The following is a 25,302-nucleotide window of genomic DNA, read 5'->3' as shown; positions in this document are numbered from 1 at the left end:
CGTGCCGTGATGATCACCCTGGACCATGTCAGTAAGAAGTACAAAGCGTCGGCGCGTCCGGCGTTGGAGGACGTCAACGTCAAAATCGACAAGGGTGAATTCGTCTTCCTGATCGGCCCGTCGGGCTCCGGCAAGTCGACGTTCATGCGGCTGCTGCTCGGCGAGGAGAACCCGACCACCGGTGACATCAGGGTGTCGAAGTTCCACGTCAACAAGCTGCGCGGTCGTCACGTGCCAAAGCTGCGTCAGGTGATCGGAACGGTCTTCCAGGACTTTCGCCTGTTGCAGCAGAAGACTGTCTACGAGAACGTCGCCTTTGCGCTGGAGGTGATCGGCAAACGGACGGACGCGATCAACCGCGTGGTGCCCGAGGTGCTCGAAACCGTCGGCCTGTCCGGCAAAGCCAACCGACTGCCACACGAGTTGTCCGGTGGCGAGCAGCAACGCGTGGCGATCGCGCGCGCCTACGTCAACCGGCCCCTGGTGCTGCTGGCCGACGAGCCGACCGGCAACCTCGACCCGGATACCAGTAAGGACATCATGGATCTGTTGGAGCGGATCAATCGCACGGGCACGACGGTGCTGATGGCGACCCACGACCACCACATCGTCGACTCGATGCGTCAGCGCGTCGTGGAGCTGTCTCTGGGACGCCTGGTCCGTGACGAGCAGCGCGGCATCTACGGGATGGACCGCTAAGTGCGCTTTGGGTTCCTATTCAACGAGGTCCTGACTGGGCTGCGTCGCAACGTCACGATGACGGCCGCCATGATCCTCACGACGGCCATCTCCATCGGCCTGTTCGGCGGGGGTCTGCTGGTGGTCCGGTTGGCCGACAACTCGCGAGAGATCTATCTCGACCGGGTCGAGACACAGGTGTTTCTCACCGACGACATCTCCGCCAACGACGCGACGTGCGCGTCCGGCCCGTGTAAAGCGCTGCGGGACAAGATCGATGCTCGGCAAGACGTCAAATCGGTGCGCTTTGTCAACCGGCCGGACGCCTACAACGACGCGATCAAGAAGTTCCCGGAGTTCAAGGACGTGGCCGGCAAGGAATCGTTTCCCGCCTCGTTCATCGTCAAGCTCAACAACCCCGAACAACATTCGGAGTTCGATGCGGCGATGCAGGGTCAGCCCGGCGTGCGCAGCATCCTCAACGAAAAGGATTTGATCGACCGGCTGTTCGCCGTTCTGGACGGTTTGCGGAACGCCGCGTTCGCCGTCGCCCTGGTGCAGGCCGTCGGGGCAATCCTGCTGATTGCCAACATGGTCCAAGTCGCCGCGTACACGCGACGCACCGAAATCGGGATCATGCGGCTGGTCGGCGCCAGCCGCTGGTACACCCAGCTGCCCTTCTTGGTGGAGGCGATGCTGGCCGCGGCGATCGGTGTGGCCATCGCGGTCGTCGGCCTGGTCCTGGTGCGGGCGTGGTTCCTGGACAACGCGCTAAGCCAGTTCTACCAAGCTCATTTGATCGCGAAGGTCGACTATGCCGACATCCTCTACATCGCGCCGTGGTTGTTCCTGCTCGGCGTGTCGATGGCCGGCCTGACCGCCTACGCGACGCTGCGCCTTTACATCCGGCGGTAGCTGTGGCCAAAGATCCCGGCCGGGCCAAGGCGGCGGGCGGCAAGCGCGGCAGCAAACAGATCATTGCCACCAATCGCAAAGCACGGCATAACTATTCGATCCTCGAGGAGTTCGAGGCCGGAGTGGCTTTGCAGGGTACAGAGGTGAAAAGCCTGCGCGAGGGCCATGCTTCGCTGGCCGACGCGTTCGCAACCGTCGACGACGGCGAAGTGTGGTTGCGCAACTTGCACATTCCGGAGTATCAGCACGGTAGCTGGACCAACCATGAGCCCCGTCGCAATCGAAAGTTGTTGTTACATAGGGCACAAATCGACCGCCTGGTCGGGAAGATACGAGATGGTAACCTCGCCCTCGTGCCGATGTCTCTGTATTTCTCCGAAGGAAAGGTCAAGGTCGAGCTCGCGTTAGCGCGCGGCAAGCGAGCGCACGACAAACGTCAGGACATGGCCCGCCGCGATGCCCAGCGCGAAGTGGTCCGTGAATTGGGTCGCCGAGCCAAGGGCATGAACTGATCGGGGCCGCTTACGCCCAGCTGTCGGCCGTTACGTACGGCGTCAGCGACTTTGTGGGCGGTGTAGCCGCTCGACGGGTAGCCGCGCTGCGCGTGATGCTGGTGGTCTATCCGATCGAGACAATCTTGCTGGGCGCGCTGGCGCTCGCCGTGGGCGGGCCGATATCGGGCGGTGCCGTCTTCTGGGGCTGCCTCTACGGCGTCGGAATGGCCGTCGGCATGTGGGCGTTCTTCGCCGCGCTGGGCGCAGGCCCCATCTCGGTCGTCTCACCGTTGGCGGCGGTCCTCAACGCCGCCGTGCCGGTGGCGGTCGGTGTGGCGCTGGGGGAGCGGCCGGGCCCGGGGGCCTCGGTGGGCGTCGTGCTGGCTCTCATCGCGGTCATGCTGGTGAGCCGAGAGGCCACGTCCCAAGGTGTCACGCCGTATCGATTCACCCCGAAGGTGGCGTGGCTCACGCTGCTGGCCGGCTCGGCGATGGGGCTGAACCTGGTCTTTCTCCATCAGGCGCCGCACGCCTGCAAACTTTGGCCGCTGGTATTCGCCCGGCTCTCGGCCACCGTCGTGATCTTCGTGATGGCCGCGGCCAGCAAGAACCTGCGGGCGCCGCGCGGGAAGCCGCTGAAGCTGGCCTGGGCCGTGGCGGTGCTGGACATCTGCGCCAACGTGACAATGCTGCTGGCGCTGCACACGTGGTTGCTGTCGCTGGCCAGCATCATGATCTCGCTTTACCCGGCGGCCACGGTCGTACTGGCGATGGTCGTGCTGCGCGAGCGACTGACCCGCTGGCAGGGGTTCGGCATGGTGATGGCCATGGGATCCGTGGCCATGATCGCGGCCAGCTGACGGCTGCGCCTGTCGATGAGGTAACCCATCGGCTTACTATCCGACCATGGCCGATCGCCCCGTCACCAAGCTCGACAAGTCCGAAGTGCTCGCCGGTCTGTTCGCGGTGTGGGACGACATCACCGCCCTGCTGGACGGGTTGCCGGAAGCGGAATGGAAGGCGGCCAGCCCGCTGCCGGGTTGGGACGTCAAGGCGTTGGTGGCGCACATGATCGGTACCGAGTCGTTCCTCGCCGGCGTGCCGGCGCCCCAACCCGAGATCGACGTCTCGGCGCTCGAGCATGTCCACAACGACATCGGCGTGATGAACGAGTGCTGGGTGCGTCACCTGGCGGCCGAATCCGGCGAGGACGTGCTCAACCAGTTCAAGGGCATCACCGACGACCGGCGCAAGGCGCTGACGGGCATGTCCGCCGAGGAGTGGGACGCCGTGACGTTGACGCCGGTGGGTCCGGAGAGTTACGGGCGTTTCATGCGGGTCCGGGTGTTCGACTGCTGGATGCACGAGCAGGACATCCGCGAGGCGCTGCGGCGGCCGCCGTCGGACGACCAGCTTGTCGGGGCCGCGTCGGAGCTCTCCCTCGACGAGATCGCCGGCACGATGGGCTACGTGGTGGGCAAGCGGGCCAAAGCGCCAGAGGGTTCGCGGGTCCTGTTCGAGCTGACCGGCCCGCTTTCCCGCAACATCCGTGTCAGCGTCGATGGCCGCGCCCAACTGGTCGACGACTTCGCAGGCCAGGAGCCGACGGTGACGATCCGGCTGGACGGGCTGCAGTTCACCCGGCTCGCCGGCGGGCGGCCGATGTGCCCGTCCCGGTCGCAGGACATAGACCTCGGCGGCGACAAGGATGTGGCCGCCCAGGTCGTCGAGCGGCTGAACTTCGTCATCTGATCGCAGCGGCGGACCGGAACACAACTCCGTTGCCGCGCGTTGATTACGGCGTACCATAGATTGTCCTGCCGAAAATCGGCGGGGATGCGAGGGGCTGAACGGTTTCGACTTCGCGCATCGAATCAAGGGAAGCGTGCCGGTGCAGGCAAGAGACCACCGTAAGCGTCGTTGCAACCATATAAGCGCCGATTCACATCAGCGCGACTACGCTCTCGCTGCCTAAGCGACAGCTAGTCCGTCAGACCGGGAAAGCCCTCGACCCGGACCCTGGCGTCAGCTAGAGGGATCAACCGATGAGTTCGGTCGCGGGACTCATCGGGACACCAACAGCGACTGGGATCGTCATCCTGGCTGGTTCGCGTGACCAGGAGATCCGAGTAGAGGCATAGCGAACTGCGCACGGAGAAGTCTTGAGGGAATGCCGTAGGACCCGGGTTCGATTCCCGGCAGCTCCACTGGAAAGGGCCGCCGCTCGGCGGTCCTTTCGTTTGTCTGGATCGAATGCTTCGACCCTTTGCTCCGAATGGACGATCCTTTACTCAGCACAGGCGGCAATACCGCGCCGCAGGTAGTTCGGTACGAGTGCGAGGAGCGCCGATGCGCGGCAGACGATTACTTCAACTGATCCCTATCGCCGGTGTAGCGGGCTTGACGGCATGCAGCTCCACCACGGACAGCGGCAATGCATCGGTACCGGCAGAACCGCCGTCAATCACCAGCGAGCCGTTCGGCCAGCTGGGCGACACGCCGGTGAGTCGTCACACGCTGACCAGCGGGCACGGCATGCGCGTGCGAATCCTGACCTACGGCGGCATCATTCAGTCGATTGAGGTCCCCGACCGCGCCGGACATGTCGGGAATGTGGTGCTGGGCTTTCCGACCCTGGACGGCTACTTGAACAACACGGGATCAGCCAAGACCTATTTTGGCGCGATCATCGGCCGCTATGGCAACCGGATCGCCAGGGGGGCTTTCTCGCTGAACGGCAACGAGTATCACTTGCCGATCAACAATAACGGCAACAGCCTGCATGGCGGCACCGCGGGCTTTGAAACCAAGGTATGGCAGTCCGGCCAGCAGAACGATAGCGACAGCGTGGGCCTGAAGCTCCAATATATAAGTCCCGCAGGCGAAATGGGCTATCCCGGGACGCTGATGACAACCGTCACCTACAGCCTGAACCAGAAGAACGAACTGCGCATCAACTACCACGCGACCACCGATGCGCCGACCGTGATCAACCTGACCAATCACAGCTACTTCAACCTGGCAGGTGAGGACACGCTCAACGTCTACGACCAGAAGGTCACCATCCATGCCGACAACTACACGCCAACCGACCCCACACAGATCCCGACCGGGCAGATCGCCCCGGTGAAGGGCACCCCGTTCGATTTCACATCACCGACCGCGATCGGCGCGCATATCACCGCCAATGACCCGCAGCTGTTGCTGGCCCACGGTTACGACCACAACTGGGTGATCAACCGCGGCAACAACACCGGGCTGGTGCAAGCGGCCAGGGCCGAGGACCCGCAGACGGGGCGCACCCTGACTGTCTCCACAACCGAGCCCGGTGTGCAGTTCTACACATCCAACTTCGTCGAGGGGGCGTTCACGGGCACCAGCGGCCACATCTACCGGCAGGGCGCGGGATTCACGATGGAGACTCAGCACTACCCCGACTCGCCGAATCACCCGAACTTCCCGACCACCGCCCTCAACCCGGGCCAGACCTACGATTCGACAACGGCTTTTGCCTTCGGCGCCGCATAGGCGCCGGTGCGCGCAGGTCATTCGCGCACTTTCGCGTCGTTTCATGTATCGAAATTCCGCATTCCTGCGGGTCAGCGCGATTTTGAGGCGTCTGCGATTCCCGGCAGCTCCACCAGAACTAGCTGGTCAGCGCCACCAAGGCCCGGCCACTGATGTTGCTGTATCGGCCTGGACGGCAAGCAATCTTCGGCGTCCACCCAACTTTCGCGCGCTGACGTCGCCCCGTCGTAGGCGGCGAAAAAAGTGTCCCCTGGGACCGGCGTCGTTGCTCCTACGTAGGAGAGCTGCCAACCGGGCGGCGACTACACCAAGGGCAACCACCATGAGCTTTCATCGTCGGACCGGCGCGTCCGGGCCGTCAAGGCGGCCCACGGAGTCGCTCCGAAATCGACTTCGAAGCGACAACATGACATGCAAGCCGTGACCGCACGTCCGATTTCTGGTCTGCTCGGCGCGGCTGTCGTTGCAGCGTGGGCGTCGCTGACCGCCGCCTCGTCCCTGCCATCCGCCACCGCGGCTCCCTGCTCCGACGTCGACGTGGTGTTCGCCCGGGGCACCACCGAGCCCCCTGGCGTCGGGGGAGTCGGACAGTCATTTGTCGATTCGTTGCGTTCGCGAGTAGGACGGCGGACTGTCAGCGTCTATCCGGTCAACTATCCCGCCACCAACAATTTCCGTAGTTCCATCGCTGCCGGTGCCAATGACGCGAGCGCTCATGTCCAGTCCATGGCGGCAAACTGTCCCAACACCAGGGTGGTCCTCGGTGGATACTCCCAGGGTGCGGCCGTGGTCGACGTCATCACCACGCAGATGCCAGCCGATGTCGCCAATCATGTCGCCGCCGTCGCTGTCTTCGGAAATCCGTCGGCATCGGGCACATTCGCGCGGACAATGGCGGCCGGCGCGCTTCCCACCATTGGCCCGCTATACGCCGCGAAAACGATCGACATGTGTATGCCCGGGGATCCGATTTGCACGCGCGGTGTGAGCATGGCACCGCATGGTCAGTACATTCAGTCGGGAATGACAAACCAGGCAGCGACATTCGCCGCGGGCCGGTTGTAGCGTCATACGACGGCGATATCCCGTTGTGCACGCCGACACCGCATCACGAGGAGCTCTCATGACCTACCGCCGTCTTGCTTGGGCGCTCGGCGCGGTGGTGGCGGCGGCCATCATTCCCGTCCAGGCCCACGGCGAGCCGCCGACGAAGTGTCTGACCAACACTCCCAAGGGCAAGCAGGTCTACGTGCCCTGCGATTTGCTCAATGCCGGCGCCAATTTCCCGCCGGGGCAGCGGTGTCCTCCACCGCTCGAGCAATACCCGAAAGATGTGGCGGACTGGTGCGGCGAAGGCCCAGGCCTTGCGAGTACCACGCCCACGACTCCCACGAGCCCGACAAGTCCCACGACTCCTACCAGCCCTACGAGCCTTACGAGCCCTACCAGCCCTACCAGCCCGGTGCGGCCTACCAGCTCCGCGACCTCGACGAGTCCTGCGACTTCAACGAGCCCCGTGAGTCCAACGGCTTCTACGACCCCAACGACTCCCACGACCCCAACGACTTCCACGACCCCGGCGGCTCCGGATAACGTCCGGTGACGACGTCCTGCATGAGGTGGCCCACCCGGGCTGCACACCTCACGCTCGGGATCAATTCGCTTGTAGTTGAGCGGTCCTGGCCTGAGCCTGCTTGACCGCGGCGAGCATGCGTGCGCTGAGATCCAGGCATTCCCGCTCTCCAACGCCGCCGTTGACCGAATATCCGATCTGGCGCACCTGGATAGCGAATCGGGTTAGGTCGTCACACAGTTGTTCCATGGGGGCCTTCTGGCTCTGAAAGGACTTGAACATCGGCCATATGTGCCGCGGACGCCCACGTCCTGACCGACTTAGACCCAATTCCGGACGCCTACGTCCAGCCGAATTGGGGTAGTAACGCCCCAGAATTCTATACCTGGTACCTGCCTTTACACAACCGCGCTTGTAAAAATTCCGGCTGCGGTCGATTGCCGCCGGACAAGCCGGGACCACGGCGGTGAGCGCTGGTCAGTCGCCCGCCTCGATTGCGGCGACTCGCGCGGCCGCGTCGGATCCACAGAAGCGCTGGAGGTCCACTCCGCCCGCGGCCAGCAGATCGTCGATGCGGCGTTTCAGGTCGCCCGAGGAGAGGTGGGCGTACAGGTTTGCGCCAGGGCAAGACGTCTGGGCCAAGTCGCGGTGGCCCGCCAACGTGGCGCTCACTATGCGGAAATTCTGGGCGGCCCAAGCGAACGCGCGAGCTGCCCCCTGAAGCTGGGCCTCCGATACAGGCTCTTGATCGAAGTCTCCTTCGCAGAGGACCAGGAAGTGACCCGTTGTGTCGTAGTCGGTCGCGGTGTCGCCCGCGATCTCGGTGCTCCGGAGTTCGTAGATGTTGCCGTTGCGGTCGACGCCGACGTGATAGGCGATGTCGATCCACCCGTGCTGATCCTGGTGGTACCGCTGATCCTGCCGAAGGTGCGCTGGGGCGTTGCGGTTGTCGCCAAGGACGACAGCCTCGTGGTGAAGGGTCATCCGCGTGATGGTGTGGCGCTTCCCCCCGGGGCGGGCCGGTCGCGCGCCCCAGGCGTCTCGGCACAGCGACAACGCCGAAGTGGTCGCGGTGAGGCTGACGCTGGTCGTCGACGTCGGAGGCGGGACCGAACGTGGCTTGCGGCCGATCAGGGACCCCAGCCCCACGCTGCCGGCCACCCCCAAGAGCTGGCGGCGGTTGACAACGGCTGGCGATTCATGGGGCCGGCCGGGCGCAGGCTCGCACACCGCCCTCACGATACGGGCTTGATGCGGGGGCGCGGGATGCGTTTCGTCGTCCTCTCTTGACGCCGTCGAGATCCGAAAACAAGATCGCAGTAACGAGATGAGCTCCACCATGAATCGACGGGTCGCCGCGGGCTACCGCGGTGCGATGCGAACCGCCATTGCCGCCGGGACCGCCATCCTTGCGATAACCACGGCTTGCTCGGGTGGCGACGCGGGACGCCCGGTGTTGGGTGCAAGCGCCCCCGCTCCCAGACCGGATGTCGCGACAGTCGTCAAACCGCCCGGCCCGGTTCCCGCAGTTGATTTCGCGAAGGTCTCCAAGCTGATCAACGATGCGATTGCGTCGAACAAGCTGCCGGGCGCGGTGGTTGTCGTCGGGCACGGTGGCAAGGTCGTATTCCACCAGGCCTTCGGTTCGCGCAAGCTTGCAGGCGAACCCGGACTGGACGGCTCGCCCGCCCCCGCGGAGCCGATGACCGAGGACACGATCTTCGACCTGGCGTCGTTGACGAAGAGCCTCGCAACCGCGACTGCCGTCATGCAGCTCTACGAGCAGGGCACGGTTGCGTTCGACGATCTCGTGCAGCACTACCTGCCCGACTTCAACACCGCGAACGATCCGCGCCGCGCACAGGTGACCGTTCGGATGCTCCTTACGCACACCTCCGGCGAAACCGGGGACGTCAACCTGGGGGACCCGTGGGGACTCGACCATGCCGACAAAGGGGAGGGGCTTCATCGTGCGCTCACCACGCCGCTGGAGTCGGCTCCCGGTGGCGGCTTCCGGTACTCCGATATCAACTTCATCCTGCTTGGCGCGCTGATCGAAAAGGTCACCGGTGAATCCCTGGACGCATACGTTCAGCGACACGTGTTCGAGCCGCTCGGCATGGCAGACACCCGCTACCTTCCACCCGCGCAAGCGTGTGGTTCGCACGCGACGTTGGGAGCAGCGCTCGCCTGGGCTCCCGCGCCGCAAGACCGGACGCCGGACGTGTGTCCCGCGGGCACATGGAGCACCGGGCTCTTGCCGCGCATCGCACCGACGGCACGTGACGAAGAGGGCAGAGCCGACCCGGCTAAGAATCCCGATCTCGATCACCTGCTTCGGGGCACCGTGCAGGACACGACGGCGCGGCGCATGGGTGGAGTGGCCGGGCATGCCGGCGTGTTCTCGACGGCTCACGATGTCAGCATGTTTTCGCAGGCATTACTGGACCGGCTCGCGGGCCGGCCCAGCCAATTTCCTTTGGCGCAAACAACTCTCGAGCTGATGACGAGTCCGCAGCAGCCGGGACATACGCTGACGCAACTCAAGGCGGCCAACGATGCGGCCCGAGAAGCCGTCGCAAAGCGGCCGAACAAAACATATCCGCTGCTCGCTCCGCGCTATCCCGCGATCGCGGGGCAGAACCTGCGCGGCTTTGGCTGGGACATCGATACGGGCCAGTCCACGCCGCGAGGCGCGATCTTCCCCATCGGTAGCTTCGGCCACACGGGCTTCACCGGAACATCGGTCTGGATGGACCCACGCTCAGATACCTACGTCGTCCTGCTCTCGAACTCGATCCACACCCGGGGCAGTCCGCCGATGTCGAATCTGCGAGGTGAGGTCGCAACCGCGACGGCACAGGCCCTCCGTCTCTAAGGCCGCTCGAAGTGTTGATAGTCGAGGGGGCCCGTCCACTCGCCGCCCCACCGCCAGCCACGCTCTGTGAAGGCGCGCACAGCTGGGTCGCCGTCGTGTAAGAGTCCCGGGTCGCTGCGGCTGCGGTCCAGGTAGGCGGCCGCGTTCCGCGGTTCGAAATACCCGGTCGCGTAAAGACACGGGTTGATGAGCGGATTGAGATCGATAGCCCGACCGTAGGCGTGCGGAGACCATTCGTTGGTTCCGGGGATGCGTCGGCAGTTGAACGCCGAAGTGTTGTTGTCCTCCATGGATAACTCGTCGTCGGCGCCCGGGTAGTGGTCGACCGTGCGGATCTTCTCGACTGGGTAACCAAGCCGGTGCAGCCGCTCGAAGATCGCGATGACCTCCGGCGCCAGGTCTTGATGCACGATCAGCTCACCGCGGTGCATCTGGCCGTCGAAACCGATGTGGTCGACGTTGACCCGTCGCAGCTGCTCCGGCTCGACCGGGCAACCCGGTCGCCAGCTCTCGCCGAGTTCGGCGGCAGTGACCGACTCCACGCTGTCACCGGGAGGGGTTGACGGCGCACTGGGCGACGCGGCCGACGGCGGCGGTGTCGCAGACCCCGATGGTGCCGTCGCCGGCGGTGGCTGCGCCGCTGTGCACTGCACCAGCACAAGACACACTGCGAGCAATCCGGCCACCACGGCACCCCGCCGCTCGAAGGGCATCAACTGGGATGAGTCCTCACCGCTCGCTCCACTGAGAATGGGTTGGTCAGACTGCCAGTGTCTATCGCGCCACGATCACTGGAATCTTGGCCCTGTTGACCACCGACGCACCGACCGAGCCCAGCACCCTGCCGGCGAGCGCGCCACGGCCGTGGCTGCCGACCACAAGCAGTTGCGCCTTCTCGGACGCCTCGAGCAGCCAGCGCACCGGCTCGCCAATCTCGACCCTGCGGTGGACCCCCACGTCGGGATAGCGGTCATGCCAACCCGCCAGCCGTTCGGCCAGCACCTCTTCCTCCTCGGATAGCTGGGCGTCCCATTTGGCGTCCTGGAACACCGTTCTGGAGGTGGACGCCCGGGGATCAGCCCAGGCGTGTAAAGCCATCAGGCCCACACGCCGTCGTGACGCTTCCTCGAATGCGATCGCAGTCGCTGCCTCCGACGCCGGCGAGCCGTCGATGCCGACCAGCACCGGCGCGTGCGCCTTGCCGACCTGCGCGTGCTCGTCGGAAATCACGGCGACTGGACAGTGCGCCTGATAAACCAATTTCGAACTCACGGAGCCAAGCGAGCCGCGGGCCAAGACACCGCCACGTCCCCGATCGCCCACCACAACCATCTCCAGCTGTTTGGAGAGGGCAACCAGCGTCGGGACGGCGGATGAATAAAGCACCTTGCCCTCGATCTTCACCGGGCCGCACTCGCCAGCGTTCTCTTCGGCGACCTTGATCGCCGACTTGATGAGTCCGCGTGCCCGCCGCCCACGCCATGGCCTGAAGTCCGTCCGGGCGGTGACCTGGAACCACCCCGGTAAGGGGGCGTCGACGACATGCACCAGGGCCAGTGGCGCATTCCGCAGCGCGGCATCGCGGGCCGCCCACCGGACGGCGCCCAGCGCCGCTACCGAGCCGTCAACGCCCACCAAGATCGCGCCACGTGGTGGCTCCCACATTTCGGCTCGTTTCTGATCGGCTGCGTACCCATCGGCAGGATCGTCCAAGGCGGCCGCGATTGTCAGGGCCGAAGCGATGCAAGCCGAAGGACCAAAGACACCGATGAAGCGGCCAACGCCCGCTGGCGGACGCGGCGGCGCTTGAGGCCATGCACGATCGCCGCTCGCGGACAATTGCGCTCGATGTGATGCGACTGACGCCCTAAGCTTCTGTGGGGTGTGGGTCAGGATCCATACGGCGCACATTTCGAACGGCCACTACTGACCTCCCCGGAGGAGTTCATGCACGAGAGCGCCTCATGACCGACGCCGCCTGGACCCTCTATGCCGAGCAGATGGAAAACGTCGACGGCTGGTTCTTCGAGGCCGATGTCTCGCTATTCAGCAATCTGCTCTCCCGCCAGACTGCCGAAGGCATAACGGGCGACATGCTGGAGATCGGCACGTATCAAGGCAAGTCCGCCATCCTGATGGGTTACGGCCTTCGCGATGATGAAGAACTGGTGATCTGCGATTTGTTCGACGCCGTGATGGATCACGCAGACATGTCACTGGTCCCACGCCAGCAGTATTCGGGTCTTGACCAGAAGCAGTTCCTGGCCAACTGGGATCGTTTCCACCATCGCCGGCCAACGCTTGAAGTCTGCGAATCGTCAGAGCTCGACCTCGGAGAACGGGTGCTCCGCTTCATCCACATCGACGGTTGTCACAGCTACCAGTGCGTCGCTAACGACATCAACCTCGCCGCGACCCACACGGCTGAGCGTGGCTTGATTGCGATCGACGACTACCGAGGCGTCGAAACCCCCGGGGTGGCCGCAGCCGTCTGGCAGGCCGTTGGCAATGGCGTCTTGTTCCCGTTCGCGGCCACGTATATGAAGATCTACGCCTGCACATCGGCCGCTGATCAGAGTTACTGGTTGGAGCGGGTCCGGGATTCGGCTGACATCTGCGCCTTGCCCGACTTTGACTTGCCGTCGTATCGAAGCGTCTCGGCCGCGCAACTTCGCCACTCGGTCGCCGAGCACTGACAGCCGCGGTGACCAAGTGGTGGGCGCCGGTTAGTCCGCGGTCGGCGGCGTTTGTCGATTTGCCAGCGGGCCGACACGGACAGCGTCTTCGAGGAGATCGGCTGCGGTGGAGGCGCTTTCCGCGGGCGTCGACATCTGGGCGGCGACCTCTTGGGTTCGCGTGACGCAGTGCGGAGTGAGGATGGACCGCAAATCCGCGACCAGCGAATGCAGGGTGGTTTCGTCGAAGCGCCGTCCGATGCCTACTTCGAGTTGATTGACCGCGGCCGCCCACATCGGTTGATCCACCGAGACGGCAAGGGCCAACGTGGGAACTCCGGCCCGGATGCCGGCGAACGTGGTGCCGGGGCCACCGTGGTGGACCACCGCGCGGCAAAAGGGAAAGACGGCCGAGTGGTTCACCGCGCTCACAACCTTTACGTGGGCGGAATCCCGGAGCTTGTTGAGGTCACTCACGCCGCTGCAAATCAACGCGCGCTCGCCGAGCTGCGCACACGCCGCGCTGATCATCGTGATCACGTCGCCGGGAGATGCGACTCGTGCACTGCTGCCGAAGCCGAAGTAGATCGGCGGCGTTCCCGCCGCAATCCACGACGAGACCTCGTCGTCGACCTGCGTCGGCAGCTCCAGGGTCAGCCCGCCAACGAAAGGTCGTCGCAGGCCGTGTTCCGCCCATTCGGCTGCCAGCCCGGGAAAGAAGAGTTCGTCGTATGCCTGGAGCTCCAGCGGTTGTCGCGTCGATGGTCCCATTTCCTCTGGCAGGCCCAGTGTCCGGCGCTGGACGTCTTCAGCGTCACTGGTTATTCGTGAATGCGTACCCGGTGGGATCGGGTAGATGTGCACCGCAGCCTGCGGAATGTCATAGTATTCCGCAACATTGGCGGCCAGCCCTTGCTCGCTTGCGTCCGTCAATAGCAGGTCGGCCCCGTCGGCAAGCGACGTGAGCGCCGTACCCAGCTCCGGCCAGAGTCGAGTGAGATCCCGGAAAATCTCCCACGCCATGAGGACGGGGCTCGGCATCGTCCCGTATTTGCGTTCGAGATCGCTGTTCTGCCGGACCTGATCCGGGCCGTGTGCGACCGCGGCAAGACCCGCCGACTCGATGAAGCCGATGTAGTTCGGGGGCACCGCCATTCGTACATCGTGACCTCTACGCTGCAGTTCTCGACCGATGGCCGCGCACGGCTCGATATCACCCCGAGTCCCCAAGGTTGCCAGCACGAATCTCATTGCCGCAGCCCAACGTCGGGTGACCTGAGTGTGCAGCGCGGTCGTGAGCCTTGATGAGCCATGACCCTCATTCGTCAATCGTGGTCGACGGGCGAGTCCGTTGCGTGTGGGTGCTCCCTGACGGGCTCATCCGATCATTCCTTTGAAGTATTCGACAGTTCGCGCGGCGCCCTCTTCGAAAGGGACCCGTGGCCTCCAGGCGAGCGTGGACTCGGCGAGGCTGATATCCGGTTTGCGCCTCTTGGGGTCATCCGGCGGCAGGGGCCGAAACACGGTTTCCGAGGCCGACCCGGTTATCTCGCCGATAATGCTCGCCGTCTCGAGAACGGTGAGTTCGGTCGGACTGCCGAGGTTGACGGGGCCCGTGAACGAGGGTTCGCTCGCGGCCATCCGCACAAGACCCTCGATGAGATCGTCGACATAGCAGAAAGAGCGGGTCTGGCTGCCGTCCCCGAACACGGTGATCGGTTGCCCCCGCAGCGCCTGGACGATGAACGAGGGGATGATTCGACCATCCTCCATGTCCATTCTCGGACCGTAGGTATTGAATATGCGGACAACCTTTATTCGTACGTCGTAGCGACGGCCATACTCGAGCATCAGAGTTTCCGAGATCCGCTTGCCTTCTTCGTAGCAGCTCCGCACGCCGAAGCAATTGACATTGCCCCGGTAGCTCTCGGCTTGGGGGTGGACGAGGGGATCCCCGTAAACCTCACTGGTGGAAGCTTGGAGAATCGTCGCCCGCTCCTCGCGTGCCAGTTCCAGCAGGTTCCTCGTACCGACGTAGTTGGTCTCCAGGGTGAACAAGGGGTCCCGCTGGTAGGCGCGCGGCGACCCAGGGCATGCCAAGTTGAAGATGACATCCACCGGACGGGCGACGGCCACGCCTACCGGCCGGGTGATGTCGTGCTCGACAAAAGAAAAGCCCGGGTCTCCCTCGAGTTGCCTTAAGTTCTCGCGACCACCGGTGCAGAAGTTGTCGAGCCCGACGACCTCGATGCCGTCGTGGCGAAGACGGTCGCAGAGGTGCGACCCCAAGAACCCGGCGGCGCCCGCAACGAGGGCTCTCAATGTTGATTCTCCTCATGTCGGCCCGTGCCGTCGTACTCGAGCCCTCGCCAGAAGGCGCTTTGGATCATAGATGAACCTGACATCTCGAACGGTGGACGATGCCGAGGCCCTACCATTGGTAGGCGGGGTCATAGCATGTCGACCTCCAGATCATCGAGGCGCCGAGTCGAGGAGAAGTTCCCGTGCAACAGTCGCTCTCACTATCAGTCACGAGAAAGCTGCTTCTCGCCCTGACATTCGTCATCGCGTTGATCGCTCCGGCTGCAATGCCGGGCGCCTTTGCCACGGCCCACGCTGACCCGATCGGCTTCCCGCCGGACTGGCCCTTCTACGAGATGCAGACCGAACAGACCATGTGCAATGCCATGGCGCAGGGCTGGTCGCGCGCGCAGATCGTCGGCGCGATGCAACAGGCGAACAACCAGAGCGTGACCGGGCTGAACCCGGATCAAGCCGCCAAGCGGGCCAACATGTGGGTGGACCTGGGCCGAATCAAGTACTGCCCCGGCGCAGTCGCCAGTTGACCCTCAGGTGTTGGCCCAGCGGTCGAACGCGGCCTCCATGTCGGGACAAAACTTTTCGACTGCCTACCCCTAGCAGAGGGCGGCGGAAAACCACCCGCCGGCCACCAGGGCGATAACGAGCGCGGCAGTGGTGTGCCCCGTCGACGCGGCGACGACGATGCCGGTGATCGCAGCGATGAGGGCCATGACCACGAACACGGCCAGCAGTATCCGGTGCGAATGGACCACCCCGCTGGGACGCGGTGCGACGACAACGTGCTTGCTCGAGCCATGGGCAGCGGCCATTAAAGCTCCTACCAAGTTGTGACCTGGAATACACCGTCAGCATAAATGTGTGGTGAGTCACAAACAAACCCACCGCGCGAACCGCTGCGCGTTCGTGCCGAGCCCAGTTAGCCGCGCGGACGTCCGGGGTATCCGCACGGGCATGGGGTGGGTGGAATCGCACGCGGTCGCAATCTTTTCGGCATTGCTTTCGGCGTTCTGGACCGCGGTGGGCATTGTTGTTCGGCAGCGAGCCGCCCAGGACGTTCCGGCTGATGAGGGCATGTCGGGAACGATGGTGACGACCCTTGCGACGCGACCGCTGTGGTGGGCGGGCACCATCGCCGCCGTCGCCGGCTACGTGTTTCAGGCGGTGGCGCTGGCGCATGGATCCCTGCTGCTCATCCAGCCGCTGCTGGTCTCGTCGCTGTTGTTCGCGTTGCCCTTGAGCGCGCGGCTCTGCCACCAGCGCATCAGTGCGGTCCAGTGGGGCTGGGCGACGCTGTTGACGGGCGCGCTGACGGTTTTTGTGCTCGTCGGCCAGCCGCGCGAAGGCCAAGTCCGCCCTGCGGTACCGGCGTGGACACTGGCGTTGTTGGTGACGCTGCCGTTGCTGGTGGTTTGCGTGACGGCAGCCGGCCGCGCCGCGGGTCGCATGCGCGCCATGCTGCTGGGCGTGGCCGTCGCGGTCCTGCTCGGCATGATCGCCGTCCTGACGAAGATCTGCACCCACCGCTACGCCGTCGGCGGCTGGCACGCACTCCTCACCGTGCCCGCGCCGTACGTCTTGGTCGGCCTGGCGGTCGCGGTAACGGCCGTGCAGAACTCGGCCTTTCACGCCGGCGCGTTGCAGGCGTCGGTGCCGATCATGTTGGTCGGTGAGCCGGTTGTCGCGGTCGTGCTCGGCGTCGGGGTGCTAGGTGAGCACCTGGCGGTGGGCCGCTCGACGGCGCTGGCCTTGGCGGTCGCCGTCTGGGGCATGGGGGCCGCCGCCATCGCGCTGAGCCGCAGCCAGGCGATCGAAGTGGGCAGCCCGCAACAGTCCACGCCCGTCGCCACCGCGCGGTGGGCGGGTGTCAGCGGAACACCAAACTAAGACCTACGAATCCTGCGCGGCTTCCAACAAGCGGAGCGGGTGCAGACCGTCGACCGCGCCGACGAACGGCGGGTGGATGCTGTAGCCGAGCATGCGGCGAATGTCGTCGGAGACCGAACGGGCGATGTCGCGCGATATCGACAGCGTGAAGGCTTCCATTGGTCGCAGCCACGGTTGGCAGTACTGGGCGGTGACGGCAAGGCGGTCGTGGCCGGTGTTGTTGGCGCCCCCGCCGTGCCACAGGGTGCCCACGAAGAAGACGCACGAGCCGGCGGGCATGACGACCGGCACGGCCTGGTCACCGGGACCCGGGCGGCGCTTGCCCCAACGGTGGCTGCCGGGGTAGAGGACCGTGGCCCCGTTGTCGGCGGTGAAGTCGTCGATGGCCCAGATCGTCGCCGCCGCCAAGGGTTCTCGCGGACGCGGGACCGGGTAGAACCCGTCGTCGTGGTGAGCCAGCTGGGCGGCCTCCCCGGGCTGAATGTTGATGGCCTGCAATGCCGAAAGCAGGTAGTTGGGCATCAGCAGCCGATCGAGCACCGCCAGTACCCGCGGATGGGCGACGATCCCGTCGCACACCCGCGTCCGGCTCAGCAGGCTGTAGATGCGCTGGGTGCGCCGCCCCTCGAAGGAGTTGCGCCCGGTGTGCCCCAGCCACGGGCGCACGACCTCGCGGATCTGCTGGCACTGCTCCGGTGTGAGCAGGTCTTTCCAAATGACGTAGCCGTCGCGGTCGAGGGCCGCCATGTCGGCGTCGACGATCGCGCTGTCGACGGAGCTTCCACCGCTCGCCGTCCGCTTGTACCGCTGCGCCAGATCGCCCCTGAGGTCTTCCAGCGTCGTGACGGTTTCGTCGTCGATGTTCATTGGCACTCGTCCTTCATCCCGCCAACCACACTAAGCCGAGTTCGCGCGGGCCGACAGGACAATTCGCGCCAGCTGTACGAGGATCAAGCGGTGCGGATGCCCCTCGTGCTTGCGAGCTTCGCCGTCGCGATCGGCGCGGCCACGCCCGCGCAGGCCGAACCGGCCGGCAACCCCGATGCGAACTTCTTGACGGCGCTTGATCAGGCCGGCGTTCCCTACAAGAACGGCGCCGTTGCCGTTCAGGTCGGCAGGAAGGCCTGCGAGCTGATGGACCAGGGTCACTCCGAAGCCGCGGTCATCCAGAGCGTGTCGTCGGAGAATGGCTTCACGGTGGCGGACGCGACCCACTTCACGATCAGCGCGGTGAACGCGTACTGCCCCCAGCACATCGGGGAACCGACGACCGAGCCACCGCCACCTCCGTCCGCTATCTGGACGATTCCCTGGATTCCATTTCCGCCGCCAGGGGCTGCTTAAAGGAACCCGCCGGCGCTGGCATGCCCGAGCCCGATCGACCAAGATGAACACGGTGTGGCCTGACTGGTGGATGATCGCGGTCGGCATCCTGGTTGCGTTCGCGGTGATCTGGCTGATCCTCGCTGTCACCTTCTGGCTGATGCGACCCGAGGCCAAAATGCAGGACCTGGTGCGCCTCCTGCCCGACGTGCTCCGGCTGCTGAAGCGCCTCGCCGCCGATACCGACCTGCCGTGGCGGATCCGGATTGCATTGGTGGCACTGATCGCCTTTGTCGTGTCGCCCATCGACCTGATACCCGACGCCATCCCGGTCATCGGATTCGCCGACGACGTGATCATCGTTGGTCTGGTGCTGCGCTGGATCAGCCGCACAGCGGGACCCGGCGTGCTTGCCAAGCACTGGCCCGGCACGCCCGACGGCCTCGCCACCCTGTGCAAGCTGTGCGGGCTGACCGATCCCGCGCTGGACTGACCCGGTGGGAACCTAGGAGTGTGCGGTGATGGACGTAGTTCGGCGCGCGATGCGCTACCAAGTCAGGGTCGGCGCACTGATCGAACTGGCGTTGTGGCTGGCGATCCCGTACTTGTGTATCGGGTTCGTGTGGACGCTTTTTCACGGCGAAGAGGCTCGATTGATCCAGACTCGGGTGGAGGCCGTGTTCCCGACCGGAGCCGACGCCGTGGCCTTCGGTTTGACCGCGGCATTGTGGCCGGCCTCCATACAAATCGCCCACGCGTGCCCCGCCCCGTGACGGGCTCTTGGGGCGAAGCCGTGCGCGGGAGCGCGGTTTGCTCCTAGGCTGCCGAGCATGTCAATCGACCGAGCGGCACTTCTCGCGGGCAGCATCCGACTCACCTCCGGCGTGTGGTTCCTCGTCGACCCCTTGACCGCGAACCGGTTCTGGGGAGATCCCGGGGAGCCGCCGCCAACGGCCCGACTGTTGTTGCGGTCCATGGGATATCGCGACGCGCTGATCGGTGGCATGCTCGCGACGGCGGCGTTGCGCGGCAAGAACACCCGCGGCTGGTTCCTGGCATCCGGCGGTGCCGACGCGGCCGACCTGCTCGGCGGCATCAGCGTCCATGACGAGCTGAAGCCCTCGCAACGGATCATCGGCTTGGGCGGCGCCGTCATCGGCATCGGTGTGGGGCTCTGGGGCGCGGCCCGATCGCAGTCACGCGGTCGCCGGAACGAGCCCGATGCGGTTGACTGAGACCATGGGCGTAGGTGTACTGACATTCGTAACCGATGAGGGCATTGGCCCGATGGAGCTGGGGCAGGCGCTCGAGCAGCGTGGATTCGAGTCGCTGTTCCTCGCAGAGCACACCCACATCCCGGCGGGCGACGTAACCCCCTACCCGGCGGGCGGTCCGATCCCGCCGAAGTACTACCGCACCCTTGATCCGTTTGTGGCGTTGACCGCCGCGGCCGCCGTCACCGAACGGCTGGTCCTGGGCACCGGTATCGCGCTGGTGCCCCAGCGCGATCCGATTCACACGGCCAAAGAAGTGGCGTCGCTGGATCTGGTGTCGCGAGGACGATTCCGGTTCGGTGTCGGTGTGGGCTGGCTGCGCGAAGAGATCGCCAACCACGGTGTCGATCCCGGGGTCCGCGGACGAGTGGTAGACGAACGACTGGACGCGATGGTCGAGATCTGGACACACGAAACAGCGGAATTTCACGGCGAATTCGTAAACTTCGGCCCCATCTACAGTTGGCCCAAGCCGATGCAGAAGCCCTACCCGCCGCTGTACTTCGGCGGCGGACCGGCCGGCTTCAAACGCATCGCCAGGCTGCGCGCCGACTGGCTGTCGATGACACCGTCGGCGCGGGCCCTGGCGCCGCAATTGGAGCAACTGCGCGACCTGGCCGGTCACGACGTGCCGGTGATCAGCTTTCACGGCGGCGCGCCGACGGCAGAAGATCTGGAGGGCTACCGCGCTCTCGGGTTGCAGCACCTGCTGGTGGAACTGCCCACCGAGCCTCGCGACGAAACCCTTCGCCGTCTCGACGAGCTGCAGGCTGAATTCGCTAAGCTCGCGTAAAGCTAAGTGCCGCAGAATGTTTGGTACTTACCGAAGTCCTCGGGGGCCGGATTGGCGTAACGTTCCAGGCCCGCTCGCTCGTCGTAGGGCGCGGTGACCGCGGCGAGCAGCTGGTCGAGCGGCTGGAGATCGCCCGCCGTGGCGGCCGCCAGAGCTTCCTCGACCAGATGGTTGCGCGGAATGTAGATCGGGTTGGCCCGATCCATGGCGTCGGCGTCGGGCCGCAGGGTTTGCCACCGCGACAGCCACGCGTCGAACCCGGCGAGGTCGATGAACAAGCCGCGCGCGGGTTCGGCATCGCCTCGCGCCGCGCGGCCGAGGTGGCGGAAAAACGAGGTGTAGTCGACGTGGCTGTCCTTGAGCAAGGCGAGCAGCTCGTCGCAAAGTGCCTTCAGCTCTTGGGCATCGACGTCCGCAGGCAATCCCAATTTGGCGCGCATCCCGGACGACCACACGGCGTCGTACTCGCGCTGGAAGACCCCGAACGAATTCTCCGCGAGCGCGACCCCCTCGTCGGGATCGTCGGACAGCAGCGGAAGCAGCGTCTCGGCGAAACGGGCGAGGTTCCAGCCGGCGACGAGGGGTTGGTTGCCGTACGCGTAGCGGCCCCAGAAGTCGATCGAGCTGAAGACAGTGTCGGGGTCGTAGGCCTCCATGAAGGCGCACGGTCCGTAGTCGATCGTCTCGCCGGAGATCGTCATGTTGTCGGTGTTCATCACCCCGTGGACGAATCCGATCAGCATCCAGTGCGCGATGAGCGATGCCTGCACGGCGACCACCCCTTCGAACAACGCGAGGTAGGGGCGTTCGGCGTCCGCGGCCTCGGGGTGGTGGCGGGCGATCGCATGGTCGGCGAGGCGGCGCAGCAGGCCCGCGTCGCCGGTGGACGCGGCGAACTGGAAGCTGCCCACCCGTAGGTGGCTGCTGGCCACGCGGGCCAGCACGGCCCCGGGCAGCTCCGCCTCACGCAGCACCGGGCGGCCGGTACCCACCACGGCCAGCGATCGCGTCGTCGGCACCCCGAGCGCATGCATCGCTTCGCTGACGATGTACTCGCGCAGCATGGGCCCGACGGCCGCCAGGCCGTCCCCGCCGCGGGCGAACGGCGTCGGCCCCGAGCCTTTCAGGTGGACGTCGCGCAGGTGCCCGTCGTCGCCGACGAGCTCCCCGAGCAGCAGTGCGCGTCCGTCCCCAAGCCGGGGGACGAAGCCGCCGAACTGATGCCCTGCATAGGCCTGGGCCACCGGAACGGCGGTGCTGGGGACCAAGTCGCCCACCAGGAATCGCATCCCATCGGAACTGCGCAGCCAGCCGGAGTCCAGGCTGAGTTCGGCGGCAAGCCGCTCGTTGAGGGCAAGCAGCCGCAAATCGGCGGGCGCCTCAGCTTTCCAGCGGATAGCCATTTCCGGCAGTTCGCGGAAGAACCGGTCTTGTAGAGCAACGGTCAGATCCCGGGCGACACTCACCTCAACGAGCCTACGGAAGTAGTCCTACGAGCCCAGGGCCTGCCCGATGAGGTCGCGGGCGCGATCGAGCATCGACGCGAACGGTCCCAGAGCGAAGTTCAGCTTGGCCGATTCCACGCCGGGATGCGGGTGGGTGGGCGCGATGGCCTGGGCCGCCCGCACTGCCGCACCCATCCGCTTGAGGTCGGCGTCGTCGACCTCGCGTTGCAGCACGGGGAACTCTTCGCTCTCCTCCTGCTTGGCGTGGTCGAGCACGGCTTCCCGAAGCTTGGTGACCTCGTCGATGAACTCCCTCGAGGTGACGTCGAGCTTCTCGATGCGCGACAGCAGTTCCTTGGCGTCGTGTTCTTCCTTGAGCCGGGCGTCGACGATCGCGTCACCGGCGTCGGCCTCGCGGCGCACGCGCGGGTGTACCACCATTTCCTCGGCTGTCTCGTGGACGGCCAACAGCTGACGCAGCGTCGAGAACGGCTTCTCGCGCGCCTGCGGATCTGACGCGTGCAGCACCTCGTCGAACATGTCCTCGATGAGGTTGTGCTGCGCTTTCAAAAATGCGACGACTTCGTCGGGCGATTGGACAATCATGTCGGCCATCGCCATACCTCACTGTTCTCTCGGGGAATTGGGACTCGCACTATGGGCTGTGTGCGGCTTGACGAGGCATACCCGCTGTACAAGCCCCTAAACGAGGCCACGCGGGCGCGGGTGGCCCAGGGAATCGTTTGAAGCACAAGCCTTTTTCTGTTCGGGCGCCGAGCCAGATCCCCGCCAGGCGCTGCGCCTGACGGGGATCTGAAGCCGAGCCAATGAACTAAACGCGACGGTCGCCGGTGGCGGCCGGTCCGACGCCGGTGCCGGTGACCGCGTCCTTGCGGCGCTTCAGTCCGGCGAGTCCGCCCAGGCCGAGGAGGCCGAGCAGGCCCCACAGCCCCGTCTTGTCGTTGTGTTGGCCGTTGTTGTTGTCGTTGTCCGCCAACGTCGTTGTGGTGGACGTCGGCGCGGGGGTGGTTGGCCCGGCGGCATTGGCGACGCCTGCCCCACCGAACAACAGCGCCCCGGTGGCCGAAACGATCGCAATAGTCCTACGCATGTGTACTCCTAGTGGTTTGCCTCGGTCGTAGCCCTGAAGGGTGCCGAGGCACAGTTGAAGGACCAGGGTGCTCTAGTCCTCGCGGAAAGCGACGCTGCACCGAAGCGGCGGCGTGGCAAGGCATGGCTACCCCGCAGGGCGGGCGTGAAACTCTTTAGGGACATCGACTTGTTTGCTCCGCCGGGATGAGCTCGCCGCGAAAGCGATCTGGATCACATGGCGGAGGCCGATGTTATCTGCCGGCGCCCGAATGGGTAGCCGCAACAGAGGCGCTTTCGTGCCGATCCAAATAATCAACGCAGGAGGCGAATTTTTCGATGACTTCATCGGACAAGACGACGGTGCTGGCGCAGTTGCGTGCGCTCCACCAGCTGACCAACACGGAGATCCAGGTCGCCGAAACCCGCATCGCACAAGCGCGTACCGAGGCGGTCGAGCGCGAGCTGACGCAGAACGCGTCGAACGCGCGCGAGCGATCCGAGGCGATAGAGAAGGCGATTCGTGAGCTCGGCGGCGTCCCGGACATTCTCGGCCCCTTCCTGGGCCGCGCCGCTGCGGCGGTCAAGGCCCTGACCGAACAGGCCCAGCCGTTCGACGAGGCGCTTCTGGGTGACCTGGCGCTGGAGGACCAGTTGCTGGACCGCGCCCGCTACCTCAAAGCTCTGGCCGTCGCGGCCGAGCTTCCCGAAATCGAGAGCCTGGCGACGCGGCTGATCACGGCGCATTCGGCGACCGTCGACTGGCTGACGACCGTGCTTGCCGAGGATGCTCTGGGCGGCCCCGCCGCGTTGCGCCGGACTCCGCTGCAGGCGGCGGCCGGGACCGCGGTGAAACTGGTGAACCTGCCGGTGGAGTGGTCGGTCCGGGGTGTGGACAGGGCCGCGGATGCGCTGCGCTCGGCCCGGCCGACGTTCAACGAGCTGGTAAGCCGGGGCGCGTACGCCGGTGACGTGGCGACCCGTGCGCTCGCTGCGTCGCGGAACGCCGCTCTCGAGGCGGCCGAGAAGGTCACCCGCAACGAGGGGGCCCGGCAGACCGCCGACGCCCTGCACGCGGCACGCGCCGCAGTGGGGGTGCTCGACGCCGACGAGCTGCCCATCGCCAACTACGACGAGCTCAACGTCAGCGAGGCCGTCGCCGAGGTGAAGGATCTCACCAACCCGAGCGACGTACGGGCGATCATCGCCTACGAAGAGGCGAACAAGAACCGCCAGCGGGTCGTGTCGGCCGCACAGACGCGTGTTGCCGCGATCGCGCAAGAGGTCGTCGGCATCAACTAGCCGATCAGGCGAAATCATAGGTAAGGCCGCCCGGGCGGGGATTCTCACCGCCCGGGCGGCCTTGGCCATTGGGCCCGCCAGGGCTATGGGTCTCGCGCGTCTCGGCTTTCCCGGGGCATGCCCAACCGCGCTTTTGGGGATATCGCTACGGTTAAGGCACTAACCCCACGTTGGCGATACGAAAGACGGCTGATCAGCTAAATATGTACGACCAGGTCAATAGCAGCGCGACGGAGCCCGACGACGTCATCGGCTACCGCATCGATCCCGTGCTGGCCCGGAGTTGGCTGCTGGTGAACGGTGCCCACGCCGACCGGTTCCAGTCCGCGGTGCACTCGCGGGCCGACATCGTCGTACTCGACATCGAGGACGCCGTCGCGCCGAAAGACAAGCACACCGCCCGCGACAACGTGGTGAGTTGGCTGGGCGCCGGTAACACCGACTGGGTCCGCATCAATGGCTTCGGCACCCCGTGGTGGGCGGACGACCTCGCCGCGCTGGCCAGCACACCGGTCGGCGGGGTGATGCTGGCGATGGTCGAATCGGTCGACCACGTCACCGAGACCGCGCAACGGCTGCCGAACGTGCCGATCGTGGCGCTGGTGGAAACGGCGCGCGGTCTGGAACGCATCACCGAAATAGCCGCGGCGAAGGGCACCTTCCGGCTCGCCTTCGGCATCGGTGATTTCCGCCGCGATACCGGTTTCGGGGAAGACCCAGGCACGCTGGCGTACGCCCGGTCGCGCTTCACCATCGCCGCCAAGGCGGCCAGCCTGCCCAGCGCGATCGACGGACCCACGATCGGCTCCAACGCTTTGAAACTCATCGAAGCCACCGCCGTCTCCGTGGAGTTCGGGATGACGGGCAAAATCTGCCTGACCCCGGACCAATGCGGCGTGGTGAACGAGGGCCTGTCGCCGTCGCAGGACGAAATTTCCTGGGCCAAGGAGTTTTTCGCCGAATTCGAACGCGACGGGGGAGAGATCCGCAACGGCTCCGACCTGCCGCGGATTGCCAGGGCCACCAAGATCCTCGAGCTGGCTCGCGCCTACGACATAGAATCGTCGGACTTCGACGACGAAGAACGGGATCATTCCCCCGCGCCGTCGGACACCTATCACTACTGAGC

General features: G+C 65.4%; 30 protein-coding genes and 1 other RNA gene. 20 read left to right on the top strand and 11 right to left on the bottom strand.

Annotation, left to right across the window (positions count from 1 at the left end; all coding sequences use genetic code 11):
• The first annotated feature begins 9 nt into the window (after nucleotides 1-9).
• The 9 genes from ftsE (at nucleotide 10) to H7J89_RS06700 (ending at nucleotide 7,208) form a co-directional block, all read left to right on the top strand.
• Entirely contained in the window at nucleotides 10-699 is a 690-nt protein-coding gene (gene ftsE / locus H7J89_RS06740) for a cell division ATP-binding protein FtsE (protein ID WP_066952188.1), read from the top strand.
• On the top strand, nucleotides 700-1,593 hold the full coding sequence (gene ftsX / locus H7J89_RS06735; RefSeq protein ID WP_264038426.1) for a permease-like cell division protein FtsX: 894 nt from the start codon (nucleotides 700-702) through the stop codon (nucleotides 1,591-1,593).
• A gap of 2 nt (nucleotides 1,594-1,595) precedes the next feature.
• Entirely contained in the window at nucleotides 1,596-2,105 is a 510-nt protein-coding gene (gene smpB / locus H7J89_RS06730) for an SsrA-binding protein SmpB (RefSeq protein WP_066952192.1), read from the top strand.
• The gene (locus tag H7J89_RS06725; protein ID WP_345317416.1) at nucleotides 2,102-2,947 is read left to right on the top strand and encodes an EamA family transporter; all 846 of its coding nucleotides are present in this window, start codon (nucleotides 2,102-2,104) and stop codon (nucleotides 2,945-2,947) included. Before smpB ends, H7J89_RS06725 begins: the two co-directional genes overlap by 4 nt.
• A 46-nt stretch (nucleotides 2,948-2,993) precedes the next feature.
• The gene (locus H7J89_RS06720) at nucleotides 2,994-3,839 is read left to right on the top strand and encodes a maleylpyruvate isomerase family mycothiol-dependent enzyme (protein ID WP_264038401.1); all 846 of its coding nucleotides are present in this window, start codon (nucleotides 2,994-2,996) and stop codon (nucleotides 3,837-3,839) included.
• A gap of 90 nt (nucleotides 3,840-3,929) precedes the next feature.
• Nucleotides 3,930-4,297, top strand: a transfer-messenger RNA (tmRNA) gene (gene ssrA / locus H7J89_RS06715).
• Between the two features lie 139 nt (nucleotides 4,298-4,436).
• A complete protein-coding gene (locus tag H7J89_RS06710; RefSeq protein ID WP_264038393.1) occupies nucleotides 4,437-5,615 on the top strand; it encodes an aldose epimerase family protein in 1,179 nt (392 codons plus the stop codon).
• Nucleotides 5,616-6,035: 420 nt separating this feature from the next.
• Nucleotides 6,036-6,680 (top strand): cutinase family protein, encoded by a 645-nt coding sequence (locus H7J89_RS06705; protein WP_308205108.1) that lies wholly within the window; start codon nucleotides 6,036-6,038, stop codon nucleotides 6,678-6,680.
• 279 nt (nucleotides 6,681-6,959) lie between these two features.
• Nucleotides 6,960-7,208 (top strand): hypothetical protein, encoded by a 249-nt coding sequence (locus tag H7J89_RS06700; RefSeq protein WP_264038378.1) that lies wholly within the window; start codon nucleotides 6,960-6,962, stop codon nucleotides 7,206-7,208.
• Between the two features lie 61 nt (nucleotides 7,209-7,269).
• On the opposite strand, the gene H7J89_RS06695 is transcribed toward H7J89_RS06700, so the two are convergent.
• A complete protein-coding gene (locus tag H7J89_RS06695; protein ID WP_264038367.1) occupies nucleotides 7,270-7,437 on the bottom strand; it encodes a hypothetical protein in 168 nt (55 codons plus the stop codon).
• A 228-nt stretch (nucleotides 7,438-7,665) separates the two neighbouring features.
• Nucleotides 7,666-8,244: an N-acetylmuramoyl-L-alanine amidase gene (locus tag H7J89_RS06690; RefSeq protein WP_264040225.1), complete on the bottom strand. Its 579-nt coding sequence runs from the start codon at nucleotides 8,242-8,244 to the stop codon at nucleotides 7,666-7,668.
• 283 nt (nucleotides 8,245-8,527) lie between these two features.
• Here H7J89_RS06690 and H7J89_RS06685 point away from each other — a divergent pair, with 283 nt between their 5' ends.
• Complete coding sequence (locus tag H7J89_RS06685; RefSeq protein WP_264038359.1) at nucleotides 8,528-10,066, top strand: serine hydrolase domain-containing protein; 1,539 nt, start codon at nucleotides 8,528-8,530, stop codon at nucleotides 10,064-10,066.
• On the opposite strand, the gene H7J89_RS06680 is transcribed toward H7J89_RS06685, so the two are convergent.
• Together H7J89_RS06680 and H7J89_RS06675 are read right to left on the bottom strand one after the other, a co-directional pair.
• Nucleotides 10,063-10,608 carry a M15 family metallopeptidase gene (locus tag H7J89_RS06680; protein ID WP_504928404.1) on the bottom strand — a complete coding sequence of 182 codons (546 nt, stop codon included), beginning with the start codon at nucleotides 10,606-10,608 and terminating at the stop codon, nucleotides 10,063-10,065. The genes H7J89_RS06685 and H7J89_RS06680 overlap by 4 nt on opposite strands.
• Before the next feature lie 232 nt (nucleotides 10,609-10,840).
• Nucleotides 10,841-11,731: a universal stress protein gene (locus tag H7J89_RS06675; RefSeq protein WP_264038343.1), complete on the bottom strand. Its 891-nt coding sequence runs from the start codon at nucleotides 11,729-11,731 to the stop codon at nucleotides 10,841-10,843.
• A gap of 299 nt (nucleotides 11,732-12,030) precedes the next feature.
• Here H7J89_RS06675 and H7J89_RS06670 point away from each other — a divergent pair, with 299 nt between their 5' ends.
• On the top strand, nucleotides 12,031-12,762 hold the full coding sequence (locus H7J89_RS06670) for a class I SAM-dependent methyltransferase (protein WP_264038336.1): 732 nt from the start codon (nucleotides 12,031-12,033) through the stop codon (nucleotides 12,760-12,762).
• Between the two features lie 30 nt (nucleotides 12,763-12,792).
• Here H7J89_RS06670 and H7J89_RS06665 read toward each other — a convergent pair whose 3' ends face one another.
• Both H7J89_RS06665 and H7J89_RS06660 read right to left on the bottom strand, forming a co-directional pair.
• A complete protein-coding gene (locus H7J89_RS06665) occupies nucleotides 12,793-13,992 on the bottom strand; it encodes a glycosyltransferase (protein ID WP_264038328.1) in 1,200 nt (399 codons plus the stop codon).
• 126 nt (nucleotides 13,993-14,118) lie between these two features.
• On the bottom strand, nucleotides 14,119-15,063 hold the full coding sequence (locus tag H7J89_RS06660; protein WP_264038320.1) for a UDP-glucuronic acid decarboxylase family protein: 945 nt from the start codon (nucleotides 15,061-15,063) through the stop codon (nucleotides 14,119-14,121).
• A 182-nt stretch (nucleotides 15,064-15,245) separates the two neighbouring features.
• Here H7J89_RS06660 and H7J89_RS06655 point away from each other — a divergent pair, with 182 nt between their 5' ends.
• A complete protein-coding gene (locus H7J89_RS06655; RefSeq protein WP_264038312.1) occupies nucleotides 15,246-15,587 on the top strand; it encodes a hypothetical protein in 342 nt (113 codons plus the stop codon).
• A gap of 69 nt (nucleotides 15,588-15,656) precedes the next feature.
• Here H7J89_RS06655 and H7J89_RS06650 read toward each other — a convergent pair whose 3' ends face one another.
• Nucleotides 15,657-15,872 (bottom strand): hypothetical protein, encoded by a 216-nt coding sequence (locus H7J89_RS06650; protein ID WP_264038305.1) that lies wholly within the window; start codon nucleotides 15,870-15,872, stop codon nucleotides 15,657-15,659.
• 142 nt (nucleotides 15,873-16,014) lie between these two features.
• On the opposite strand from H7J89_RS06650, the gene H7J89_RS06645 reads away from it, so the two are divergent.
• Nucleotides 16,015-16,947, top strand: a complete 933-nt coding sequence (locus H7J89_RS06645) for a DMT family transporter (protein WP_264038296.1) — start codon at nucleotides 16,015-16,017, stop codon at nucleotides 16,945-16,947.
• Nucleotides 16,948-16,950: 3 nt separating this feature from the next.
• On the opposite strand, the gene H7J89_RS06640 is transcribed toward H7J89_RS06645, so the two are convergent.
• A complete protein-coding gene (locus H7J89_RS06640; protein WP_264038290.1) occupies nucleotides 16,951-17,814 on the bottom strand; it encodes a phytanoyl-CoA dioxygenase family protein in 864 nt (287 codons plus the stop codon).
• A gap of 96 nt (nucleotides 17,815-17,910) precedes the next feature.
• On the opposite strand from H7J89_RS06640, the gene H7J89_RS06635 reads away from it, so the two are divergent.
• From H7J89_RS06635 to H7J89_RS06615, 5 genes are all read left to right on the top strand, one after another.
• Nucleotides 17,911-18,291: a DUF732 domain-containing protein gene (locus H7J89_RS06635; protein WP_264040208.1), complete on the top strand. Its 381-nt coding sequence runs from the start codon at nucleotides 17,911-17,913 to the stop codon at nucleotides 18,289-18,291.
• Nucleotides 18,292-18,361: 70 nt separating this feature from the next.
• Nucleotides 18,362-18,763, top strand: coding sequence for a YkvA family protein (locus H7J89_RS06630; protein ID WP_264038281.1), 402 nt, complete (start codon nucleotides 18,362-18,364; stop codon nucleotides 18,761-18,763).
• A 28-nt stretch (nucleotides 18,764-18,791) separates the two neighbouring features.
• On the top strand, nucleotides 18,792-19,043 hold the full coding sequence (locus tag H7J89_RS06625) for a hypothetical protein (RefSeq protein ID WP_264040199.1): 252 nt from the start codon (nucleotides 18,792-18,794) through the stop codon (nucleotides 19,041-19,043).
• 57 nt (nucleotides 19,044-19,100) lie between these two features.
• Complete coding sequence (locus H7J89_RS06620) at nucleotides 19,101-19,505, top strand: DUF4267 domain-containing protein (RefSeq protein ID WP_264038273.1); 405 nt, start codon at nucleotides 19,101-19,103, stop codon at nucleotides 19,503-19,505.
• 4 nt (nucleotides 19,506-19,509) lie between these two features.
• Complete coding sequence (locus tag H7J89_RS06615) at nucleotides 19,510-20,337, top strand: LLM class F420-dependent oxidoreductase (RefSeq protein ID WP_264038266.1); 828 nt, start codon at nucleotides 19,510-19,512, stop codon at nucleotides 20,335-20,337.
• Between the two features lie 2 nt (nucleotides 20,338-20,339).
• Here the strand turns inward: H7J89_RS06615 and H7J89_RS06610 are convergent, their stop codons facing one another.
• From H7J89_RS06610 to H7J89_RS06600, 3 genes are all read right to left on the bottom strand, one after another.
• Nucleotides 20,340-21,803, bottom strand: coding sequence for a protein adenylyltransferase SelO (locus H7J89_RS06610; protein ID WP_264038259.1), 1,464 nt, complete (start codon nucleotides 21,801-21,803; stop codon nucleotides 20,340-20,342).
• Nucleotides 21,804-21,827: 24 nt separating this feature from the next.
• On the bottom strand, nucleotides 21,828-22,397 hold the full coding sequence (locus H7J89_RS06605; RefSeq protein ID WP_264038252.1) for a hemerythrin domain-containing protein: 570 nt from the start codon (nucleotides 22,395-22,397) through the stop codon (nucleotides 21,828-21,830).
• 217 nt (nucleotides 22,398-22,614) lie between these two features.
• Nucleotides 22,615-22,893 (bottom strand): WGxxGxxG family protein, encoded by a 279-nt coding sequence (locus H7J89_RS06600; RefSeq protein WP_264038244.1) that lies wholly within the window; start codon nucleotides 22,891-22,893, stop codon nucleotides 22,615-22,617.
• 317 nt (nucleotides 22,894-23,210) lie between these two features.
• On the opposite strand from H7J89_RS06600, the gene H7J89_RS06595 reads away from it, so the two are divergent.
• Nucleotides 23,211-24,173, top strand: coding sequence for a ferritin-like domain-containing protein (locus tag H7J89_RS06595; RefSeq protein ID WP_264038237.1), 963 nt, complete (start codon nucleotides 23,211-23,213; stop codon nucleotides 24,171-24,173).
• A 203-nt stretch (nucleotides 24,174-24,376) separates the two neighbouring features.
• Entirely contained in the window at nucleotides 24,377-25,300 is a 924-nt protein-coding gene (locus H7J89_RS06590; protein WP_264038230.1) for an HpcH/HpaI aldolase/citrate lyase family protein, read from the top strand.
• Nucleotides 25,301-25,302 lie beyond the last annotated feature (2 nt).

The sequence above is a fragment of the Mycobacterium paraffinicum genome, assembly GCF_025822865.1.
Lineage (GTDB): Bacteria > Actinomycetota > Actinomycetes > Mycobacteriales > Mycobacteriaceae > Mycobacterium > Mycobacterium paraffinicum.
This window is presented reverse-complemented; position numbering and strand designations above follow the sequence as displayed.